Genomic DNA, 10,524 nt, shown 5'->3' with positions numbered 1-10,524 from the left:
GTCATACGGAACGACCAGCGATGGTAAAAAAAGGATAGCCATCGCTCGTCGTGTTGGTCAAAAAGTTATTCTGAAAAACTAAATAAAAAATCCTTTGTTTTGACCTTGTTAGGGTGCGAAATGTGAGGTGTAATGATGAAGCGGTCTCATTATTTTATGGAAATCTTTTTCAATTAAGGAATTTTTAGGTTATTCACTCAAGGGGCGCCGCATTGGTTTGACAGATCGCGAATCTTGATTAAGGTGTTATGCCAAATGACGTTTAGGGAAATATAGCAGGAAAAGAGGGTTGCGCTAAGGAAAAGTCAGGGGAGAGCCGCCTAATTTATGCAACTCCCCCGCATTGGGCTGATACTTTATTTTTGCCGCTTTCTTTCGAACGGAGCAATAAATGGTCGGCATAAATGTACGCTTTTTCAATTGACATCGTTCCTTCTGCTTGACAAAAGTAAAGACCGAACGACGACGTATAGGCAATGGGACGTTTTGCCGCCATATAATCGACCAACACAGTGCTATGGCGCACTGCTTCTCGAATCTCCTCGACAAGCCGGACGCTCTCTTCAAATGTGCGATTACGCAAAAACATCGTAAATTCTTCACCGCCGCTGCGGAACAAAAAATCGCCCTCTTTGAGAAACTGTTTCAAGGTTGAGGCGAAATGGCGGATCACCTCGTCGCCGACGGCATGGTTATACGTGTCGTTGATCGTTTTAAAATTGTCGATATCGGCGACGACGACGCCAATCCATTCACCGGATCCGTTTAGCTTGGCGATCGTTTGATCCATGTAGGCGCGGTTATGGATGCCGGTCAAAAAGTCGGTGTAGGCCATTTTTTCGAAGTGGTCGCGTTCTAGTTTATGCTGGATGCTTTGCGATTTGGAAAAGAACGAGCGGCTGACGAAGTAATTCAGCAAAAATAAGCTCAAAAGCATATCCCACCGCTGTTCTTGCAAAAAGAGAAATAACAGACCGTTTGTCAGCGCCGTTTTTCCCATGTCCATCCAGCTTCTCGTCTTAATAAAATCCAACGCCTCGCGCTGTGTCTGAATGTCGCCGGTTATATAAAAAATGATGATCAGGCAACAGTCAGTCAAAAAGGAAACGACGATGACGAGCAGGAATAAAAGCAGCCAGAAGCCAATGAACGGAATAGACTGAAACAGCGGACCAAGGAGATTGTATAAGGCAAACGCGAGCGAATTGAACGTCACAAACGAGCCGATGTTGTACAATGTGTGCAGCCATTCATCGGGTTCCGCTGTTTTCAAATATTTTTTTGCTATATGTTCAGTCAAGCGAAACAACGCTTCAAAGATAAACAGCCCGAACGGGCCGGCAAATAAGGCGAACGATAAACTATAGTTAATGCCGTAATCAACGGGAATATTGTTTTTCGTTTTGTCTATGACGCGCAAGTGTGAATACAAGCTGGAAAACAGCCAATAAAACAGCAAAGCGATGACATAGGTGCGATCGAAGGAAGGCGGTTCTGACACAAAAACAACAACAATGGATGCGGAAAAAACAGCAAAAATCATCGGTCGTGCTCGGAGTAACATCTCGGCTCTCTCTCCTATAAATCTGACCTCTGACAACTTCGGCGTTGATGAAGTGATTCCAAAAAAAAGAAAAGGAAGGCTGCTCACATGCCAGTGGCTTTCAGCAAAAATACGGATTATAGCCGGCGATGGCGAACGGTGAATTTGGAAACCGTCTTTTTTATAGAATCAAGATGTTCCCAATTGGAACAAACGAACATATGGTTACATCTATTATAGTACTATATACACAATTGTGAAAATAGACGAAATGGCATTGTTTTTCGCCTTTTTTCCACAAAATTTGACACATATTGAGTGAAAGTTGGTTCCAATCGATGCCGGTTCTTTCGTGAACTATACAGCTGGATCGTGCTTATTTCGCTGAATGAAAAGGGAAGCAGATAAAGCATAGGTGGTTCTTCCAGTACAGCTAGCGCGATTGCGGCGTTGTCGGCGACGGAAAGGCCGGAAATATCATATCGCCGAATCCGAATACGATTGCGGCGGCTGAGGTGTTTGGCGCTTCTCTTTTCCCGCTTATGACGGCTACGAGCAGCCATGGCTTGTTCGTGGCGTAAGTATGTTGGCGATTTGTTTGCGCTCAAAGGAAGCAGCGCTTCGGTTGGCGAACAACTTATAGTGGAGGCTATTGTCATCGTTTGTGCCAAGACAGCCGTTTCCGATGACTTTTCGTTTTCAAGGTTTGGATGGAGACAAAAGAGGAGGGAAAAAGAATGAAAATCGTTATTGCCCCTGATTCATTTAAAGAAAGCCTTTCTGCGCTCGAAGTCGCCGAGGCGGTCGAGCGTGGGTTTCGCACGGTGTTTCCGGAGGGGGAATACGTTAAGGTGCCGATGGCCGACGGCGGGGAAGGGACGGTGCGGTCGCTCGTTGATGCGACCGGCGGCCGCATCGTCGAAACGGAAGTGACCGGGCCGCTCGGCGAGCCGGTGCGGGCGTTTTTTGGTTTGCTTGGCGATGGGAAGACGGCGGTGATTGAGATGGCCGCCGCCTCAGGGCTGCACCTTGTCCCGCGCGACCGGCGCAACCCATTGGTGACGACGACGCGAGGGACAGGGGAGTTGATCCTTGCAGCGCTGGATGCCGGCGCCACCCACCTCATCATCGGCATTGGCGGCAGCGCGACGAACGACGGTGGGGCCGGCATGGTGCAGGCGCTCGGGGGAAGGCTTTTGGACGAAGACGGCTGCGACATCGGTCCGGGCGGCGGCGCGCTGGCCGATTTGCATGCGATTGACCTTTCCGGTCTCGACCCGCGTCTTGGGGGAGTCCGCATTGACGTGGCGTGCGACGTCGACAACCCGCTTACCGGTCCGAACGGAGCGTCGGCCATTTTCGGTCCGCAAAAGGGGGCGACACCGGACATGGTCGCCGTTCTCGACCGGAATTTGGCGCATTACGCAGATGTCATCCGACGCGATCTCGGCAAACAAGTCGGCGACATCCCGGGAGCGGGTGCGGCCGGCGGGTTGGGGGCGGGACTGCTCGCGTTTCTCCCGGCCGAGCTAAAGCGCGGCGTAGAGATTGTGATCGAGACGGTTCAGCTCGCGGAGCGCGTCAAAGACGCTGACTTGGTCATCACCGGCGAAGGGCGGATTGACGGACAGACGGTGTTCGGCAAAACGCCGATCGGCGTCGCCAAGACAGCGAAACAGTTCGGCGTCCCCGTCATCGGCATCGCCGGGTCGTTGGGCGACGACAGCGCCGTCGTGTTGGATCATGGCATCGACGCGCTGTTTACGATCGTGCCCGGCGTCGTGCCGCTTGAAAAAGCGTTGGAGCAGGCAGAACATTATGTGACACAAACGGCGCGGCATATTGCGTCCGTATACCGTCTTGGCCAAATAGGAAAACAATTCTTCCGTTAATATTTTCGACAAAAAGAAGGGGCTGACCCAAAAAGGCGACGCCCCTTAAATCGAACACAATTTGGTCATTTTGCTGCTTATGGCAATGAGAACGAGTGTCCCGAACCTTTGGGACACCCGCGTTTATTTGCCTTTCCGTGGCCACGACGCGATCGCTTGGAGGGAGCCGCGAATGGTGAAACGGCCGAATTGATGCGGCAAAATGAAATGGTCGCCCCGGCGAAGCGGGTATGTCTGTCCTTCGCGGACGAGCTCACCTTCGCCTTTTAGGATGCTGACGATGAGAAACGGTTTCGTCTGTTCTGACGCGAACGCGTCATGGACGTCCCATTTTTGGACGCCGAAGTAGTCTCCTTCCACGAAGGTCGTCACCGTCGCGCCGGGAAATTCGGCGACATGGGGGTGGACATCGATGTCGCGATGCGGGACGGTCGTGACGTCAATCGCTTTCTCGAGATGAAGCTCGCGCTTCCGCCCTTGGCTGTCGACGCGATCATAATCGTAGACGCGGTAGGTTGTATCTGAGCTTTGCTGCGTCTCAAGGACGAGCGTCCCTTCGCAAAGGGCGTGGATCGTGCCGCTCGGGACATAGAAGAAGTCGCCGGGGCGGATCGGCACTTTCCGAAGTAAACGATCCCATTCCCCCGCTTCCATCATCGCGCGCAGCTCTCCTTTCGTTTCTGCATAATGGCCGTAAATGAGCTTAGCGCCCGGCTTGCAGTCGATGATGTACCAACACTCCGTTTTGCCGAGTTCTCCGCCTTCATGCGTTTTGGCGTATTCATCGTCCGGGTGGACTTGGACTGACAAGTCGGCATTGGCGTCTAAAATTTTGGTCAACAGCGGGAAGCGGTCAGACGGGAAGTGGCCGAACAAATCGCGGCGTTCCTCCCATAATTGTCCGAGCGTCATCCCGGCAAACGGTCCGCGGGCGACGACCGTCTGCCCGTGCGGATGGGCGGACACCGCCCAGCATTCCCCGGTTTGCGAAGACGGAATGTCGTAGCCGAATCGTTCGGCGAGCTTCGTGCCGCCCCAAATCCGTTCTTGGAAGACAGGGGTGAGAAAAATCGGTTCAAGGTCCATGCGTCATCCCTCCCGAAAACATCATACAACATGCAGTCCACTCTCATTTTCATCTTATCACGAAATGCGCCATCGGCAAATGAAAACGATAAGGGGGTTAGGAACATACGCTCCCAACCCCCATTGGAACTCAAGGTCGACATGCCGATTGCGACGATGTTCTGCACGCGCCGCCGTCCTGCGTCAGCGCCTCACTTCGCGTCATCAAGTTCAATGCGCGCGAGCGGCTGTTTCGCCGGTCCTTCGATCACATCGCCATCGATCGAGAAGCGCGAGCCATGACATGGGCAGTCCCATGTCCGGTCGCCGCTGTTCCACTCCAGCTCGCAACCCATATGAGTGCACGTCGTGTCAACGACATGGAGTCCCCCGGCTTCGTCCTTATAGGCGCCAGCCCGCTTTCCGTTGACCGAGACAACCGCCCCTTCGCCATGCGCCAAATCTTGCGGCCGGCGGACAACCGGTTCGATCTTTCCCACCAGCAAATGTTTGGCGACGTCAAGGTTTGTCGTGAAAAACTGCTTCATGCTTGGATCAGCGTAAAAGCGCGACGGGGAGTACAAGTCGCGGTATCGGTTGTCGCGGTCGAGGATGAGGTCAGATAAAAGCATCCCGGCGACCGTCCCGTTCGTCATCCCCCACTTCCGGTACCCTGTCGCGACATAAATGTTTGGCGTCCCTGCCGTCATCGGGCCGATGTACGGCACGTTGTCCAGCGTCGTCAAATCTTGGGCGGACCAACGGTAACGGATGTCGTTCACCGTAAACAGCTGCGAAGCGAACGAGGACAGCGCCTCGTAATGACGCATCGTCGGCACGCCTTGGCCGGTTTTATGGTTTTCGCCGCCAATCAGGATAAGCGTCTCGCTGCCTGCCGCTGCGGAGCGGATCGAGCGTTTCGGTTCATCGGCGCTTAAATACATGCCGCCCGGGTACGGTTCCGTGATCGTCACTCCCAATACGTACGACCGTTCAGCGTACATGCGCGAAAAGTAAAACCCGCCGTCGTAAAACGGAAAGTGAGAACAGACGGCGACATGGTCGCACTCAACCCGTTTTTTGTCTCGCGTAATGACTGTCATCCTTTTTCCTTGTTCAATATCCGCCGCTGGTGTGTGTTCGTAAATGGCGCTACCAGCCTGTGTGATCGAATCGACGAGCTTGGCCAAATATTTGAGCGGATGAAATTGCGCCTGCCTCTTCATCACGACCGCTGCCGCCACCGGCAGCGGGAGCGGGATCGACTCAACGAAGGCGCCGTCAATGCCGAGCCGTTCGTACGCTTCCCATTCTTTCACTAGTTTTTGGAAAGAAGAGGAAGACATCGTATAAATATAGGCATCTTGCTCGCAAAAGTCGCAGTCTATTTGTTGTTCTTCGATCGTGCGGCGGATAAACTGGAGTGCGTCCATGCAGGCGTCATAATAGAGCCGCGCCTTTTCTGCACCGAAATGGTTAAGAAATTCATCATAGACGAGATCGTGCTGGGCGGTGATTTTCGCTGTCGTATGGCCGGTCGTGCCGTTCAGGAGCCGGTCGGCTTCCAGAAGGGCGACGCGCGCCCCTTGCGCCGACAGCAAATACGCTGTTGTAATCCCGGAAATGCCGCCGCCGATGACTGCGACGTCGACGGAAATGTCCGCATCGAGTTTCGGAAACGACGGAAGCGAAACGGAGTCGCGCCAGTAAGGCTCTACGGTGGAAGGAAGGGACGACATGATGACCTCCTCCTTGCATGTCAATGTTGTCTTCTGTAGTTTTCCTTTTATCGGGCGAACTATTCCACATATCCACAACCGTTTTCTTTTTTTGGCAACTATCCGCAAGGAGAAGGAAAGATGGTACAATAGAAAAAGGGAATCAAACTGTTTTGCAAAAATAACGTCAAAGGAAGATCGGGAGTGAATAAATATACAAATTCGTTTCATGAACGCCCCCATGCGCTGGCAGACAGCCTGATTTTAGAGCATTACAGCTTAAGTGAGCTCAATTTCGAGACCGTCAGCCATTACCGCGAGAGGTTTGCTCGGGTGAAACCGGGCCATCCATGGAACGGGCTCGAGACAAAAGAATTTTTATACAAAATCGGCGCGTGGGGCAAGCTGCGCGACAGCAGCAAAGAAGGGCTGACGCTCGCGGGATTGTTGATGTTCAGTGAGGAGCGGATCATCACCGAGGTGCTGCCGCAATACTTTTTGGAATATCGAGAGCACACTGACGGTGAAGCGGCAGGATGGACGAAGCGGTTCACATCACAAGACGGCACATGGTCGGGCAACATTTACGATTTTTATTTTCGCGTGTTGGCTGAGCTGGAGCGTCACGTTTGGTCGGATGAAGGGCGCGCTCTGCTTGGCGAGGCGCTCGTCAATGCGCTCGTTCATGCCGATTATGGGGAGGAAGGCGGCATCACCGTCGAAAAAGAGGATCGTTCATTTCGCTTTGCCAACCCGGGACGGTTTCGCATCCCGATTGAAGCGGCAATGGCGGGGCATACGAGCAATTTGCGCAACCCGAATATTTTTAAAATGTTTTTGCTGATCGACGTATGCAAACGCGCGGGATCGGGCCTCAAGCGAATGTGCGATATGCAGGAACAGGCGCTTGCTTGCCCGATCGATATCTCGCAGCAAACGAATCCAGACCGTACAATCGTTGTGTTGTGTCCGCTGCAATTTCCAGCTGAAATTAGCGCAACAATGGAAACAGAACCGGCTGGACAGCTGGAACAGTCGGAACCCGAATGGCTGGATCCGGACAGCGGACAGGAAACCGAGAGCTTCATAACTAACGAACTAAACTTCGTAAGTATAGACACCAACTCCGTTAACAACGAAGAAAACTCCTTAAATATAACCAAAAACTCCGTAAACATCGGGTCGAACTCCATAAAAAATGAGTCTGACTCCGTAAATAGAACGTCGAGCTCTATAAATAAAGAGTTGAAGTTCGTAAATAGCTTGCTTAGCTCCGTAAACAACGACATCAGTATGCATGACAGCAACGAAAAAGGGGAAACGATCGACGAACGGCTATGGAAGATGGCAGAATTGGCACGGCGAAAAAAACGGTTGGCTCCAGCGGTCATGGAACAATTGATCGTTCGGTTATGCCGCGAGCGGCCGCTGCGTCTGAAAGAGCTGGCAGAGCTGCTCGAACGGACGCCGGATGGATTGCGCAACAATTATTTAGGAAAGCTGTTGGAGGAAGGGAAAATCCGCTTAAAATACCCGGATCAGCCGAATCATCCGCGCCAAGCCTACATAGCGGTTGATGAATGAAAGGATTGGAGGGTGAAAGCGAGTCATGATCCAAACGGAAATAGACCGATCGGAAGGATGGGGTCTGCGATTGCACATTTCCTGCTTTTTGTTTTAGAAAGAGGGTGTCCCGCAAGGATGGGGACACCCTCTCTTTTGATCGGACTTGTCATCCAGCTTGCTTTTCTTCGGCTTGGCCATGCTGGCGACGATGCATTCCTTTGGCGAAGTATACTGCCGTCAAAAGCAGCAGCCAGGCTGGGCCGATGATCAAAGCGATGCGCGTATCCGGGAAATACGCCATTAGGGCGGCAACGCCGATCAAAAAGGCAAGCGACACGTATGAGCTGTACGGATAAAGCGGAAGTTTGAACGTGAGACGTTGTGCTTGTTCCGCGCTCAACTGTTTGCGGAATTTCAGCTGGGACAGCAAAATTACCGCCCACGTCCAAATGGCGCCGAATGTGGCGATGCTTGTCACCCATTGGAACACTTTTTCCGATACGTAGTTCAAATATACGCCGACAAGCATGACAAGCGCAGTGGCGATCAAGGCCGCGCCCGGAATGCCGCGCTTTGTCAGCCGACCGAATGCGCTCGGCGCTTCTTGCTGTTCAGCAAGGTTAAACAGCATCCGGCTGGTGCTGAAAATGCCGCTGTTGCACGACGACAAGGCGGCGGTCAAGACGACAAAGTTGATGATGCCAGCCGCGGCGTGAATCCCGATTTTTTCAAACGTCAGCACGAACGGGCTTCCCTTTTCGCCAATTTCGTTCCAAGGATAAATGGACATGATGACAAACAGTGCGCCGACGTAGAAGATCAAAATGCGCCAAAAGACGCTGTTAATCGCTTTTGTCAACGATTTTTGCGGGTTTTTCACTTCCCCAGCCGTTACGCCAATCATTTCGATGCCTAAATACGCAAACATGACCATTTGCAGCGACATCAAAACGCCGCTGATCCCGTGCGGGAAGAAGCCGCCGTGCTTCCAAAGATTGCTGATGCCGGTGGCGACGCCGCCGTTGCCGATGCCAAAGAGGATCATGCCAAGGCCGATGATGATCATGGCGACGATCGTCACGATTTTGATTAACGCAAACCAAAATTCAAACTCCCCGTACGCTTTCACCGCGAGAAAGTTGATGAACGTCATGAGCACCAGGGCGGCAAGCGCCCACGCCCAGCGAGGCGTGTCCGGGAACCAAAACTGCATGTAAATGCCGACAGCCGTAATTTCAGCGATGCATGTGACCACCCATAAAAACCAATAATTCCAGCCTGTCAAGTAGCCAGCGAGCGGACCTAAATATTGATAAGCATAGCGGCTGAACGAACCAGCGACCGGGTGTTCGACGGCCATTTCCCCCAGCGCGCGCATGATGAAAAACATAATGGCGCCGCTGACTGCATAGCCGAGCAAAATCGCCGGCCCAGCCATTTCAATCGCGGACGCCGAACCGAGGAATAAGCCGACGCCGATCGCCGCACCCAGCGACATGAGCGAGATATGCCGTTCTTCTAAGCCTCGATGCAATTGCGGCTGTTTTTGCTCCATTGTTTCTCCTCCTTTTGATAATAAATAATATTTTTTGAAAAAGTATTTTTGAAGCGCTTACATTATAATACTAACCGATGGATAAAGAGGTTGTAAATGAGCAATGTTTTCAAGTTATTATATATTTAATAATCTGAATAGTATTTAAAAATACATGAATTGCCTTGGCATCCTGTCATTTTGTACAATGGGAAACACAGAATACGCTAGGCTTGGAAAGGGGGATGCGTTGTGGAAGAACGGGAAGCGACATCATTTTTGGAACAGCTGCGGCAAGAAGGGCTGATCACCGAATCGACGCGTCCGGTTTGGGAAATGATTTTGCCAAGGCGGCTTCGGCGGATGTATGAGGTTTTGAATGAGCGCACCCGCTATATTACCGTCTTGATCGAAGCGGTCGATGACCCGCATAACCAAGCGGCGGTGCTGCGGACGGCTGAAGCGTTTGGCGTTCAAGACGTTCATATCGTGACGGGAAAGGCGCCGTTTTCGCCGAACCGGCTTGTGACGCGCTATGCCGATCAGTGGCTGACGCTCCACCATAAGCCAGATATCAAAACGGCCATTGCCGATTTGAAAAGTCAAGGGTATCAAGTGTATGCAAGCTATCTTGGTGAGGAGACGATTCCGGTTTCCGACATCGATCTGTCCCAACCGACAGCGCTGTTGTTTGGCAACGAGCATAGCGGCGTGTCGGAAGAGGCGCTCCGCTTGGCGGACGGAACGTTTGTCATTCCGATGTACGGCTTTGTGCAAAGCTTTAACATTTCCGTCGCCGCTGCGTTAGCGCTCTATGATGTCACCGAGCGGGCGCGCCGCCAGGCCGGCCGACACTACTATTTATTGCCTGAAGAGAAAAAGGCGTTGTATGAACAATGGATGTGGCAAACGTTAAACCCACGCATTCGCAAACAGTTGCAGCAACAAGGATATGCCATTCAAACGAACGAAGGACAGCTGGGTTCTTTTTCATAAAGAATTCAGCTGTCTTGTTTTATGGCGGGCTTTTCCGCAACTCTCCTTTCTCATCAATATTTCCCTAAACGAGGAAAACAAGTGGCGATTTGTTGAACAATGATTGAACAGTTTGTGACAAATGTTTTGCCGATTTATGAACTTTTTCGCTCATTCGTTTCAAACATTTTCAATTTTGATATGGTAGAGACAAAAGAAAATGCATGGAAG

General features: G+C 51.9%; 7 protein-coding genes. 3 read left to right on the top strand and 4 right to left on the bottom strand.

Annotation, left to right across the window (positions count from 1 at the left end):
- Nucleotides 1-325: 325 nt before the first annotated feature.
- Nucleotides 326-1,564 (bottom strand): GGDEF domain-containing protein, encoded by a 1,239-nt coding sequence (locus ACVBDQ_RS05220; RefSeq protein WP_011232930.1) that lies wholly within the window; start codon nt 1,562-1,564, stop codon nt 326-328.
- Between the two features lie 716 nt (nt 1,565-2,280).
- Between ACVBDQ_RS05220 and ACVBDQ_RS05215 the strand changes: the two genes are divergently transcribed.
- Nucleotides 2,281-3,435 (top strand): glycerate kinase, encoded by a 1,155-nt coding sequence (locus ACVBDQ_RS05215; protein ID WP_011232929.1) that lies wholly within the window; start codon nt 2,281-2,283, stop codon nt 3,433-3,435.
- 123 nt (nt 3,436-3,558) lie between these two features.
- Here the strand turns inward: ACVBDQ_RS05215 and manA are convergent, their stop codons facing one another.
- Nucleotides 3,559-4,521, bottom strand: a complete 963-nt coding sequence (manA, locus tag ACVBDQ_RS05210; protein WP_011232928.1) for a mannose-6-phosphate isomerase, class I — start codon at nt 4,519-4,521, stop codon at nt 3,559-3,561.
- A 191-nt stretch (nt 4,522-4,712) separates the two neighbouring features.
- Complete coding sequence (locus tag ACVBDQ_RS05205; protein ID WP_011232927.1) at nt 4,713-6,239, bottom strand: FAD-dependent oxidoreductase; 1,527 nt, start codon at nt 6,237-6,239, stop codon at nt 4,713-4,715.
- Between the two features lie 183 nt (nt 6,240-6,422).
- Here ACVBDQ_RS05205 and ACVBDQ_RS05200 point away from each other — a divergent pair, with 183 nt between their 5' ends.
- Complete coding sequence (locus tag ACVBDQ_RS05200; protein WP_011232926.1) at nt 6,423-7,802, top strand: ATP-binding protein; 1,380 nt, start codon at nt 6,423-6,425, stop codon at nt 7,800-7,802.
- A gap of 148 nt (nt 7,803-7,950) precedes the next feature.
- Here ACVBDQ_RS05200 and ACVBDQ_RS05195 read toward each other — a convergent pair whose 3' ends face one another.
- Nucleotides 7,951-9,339: an amino acid permease gene (locus ACVBDQ_RS05195; RefSeq protein WP_011232925.1), complete on the bottom strand. Its 1,389-nt coding sequence runs from the start codon at nt 9,337-9,339 to the stop codon at nt 7,951-7,953.
- Nucleotides 9,340-9,570: 231 nt separating this feature from the next.
- Between ACVBDQ_RS05195 and ACVBDQ_RS05190 the strand changes: the two genes are divergently transcribed.
- A complete protein-coding gene (locus ACVBDQ_RS05190; RefSeq protein ID WP_011232924.1) occupies nt 9,571-10,314 on the top strand; it encodes a TrmH family RNA methyltransferase in 744 nt (247 codons plus the stop codon).
- The last annotated feature ends 210 nt before the right edge of the window (nt 10,315-10,524 follow it).

The organism is Geobacillus sp. CCR, from assembly GCF_052906625.1.
The sequence above is the reverse complement of the archived record's forward strand: the minus strand, read 5'-3'. Positions and strand labels throughout refer to the sequence as shown.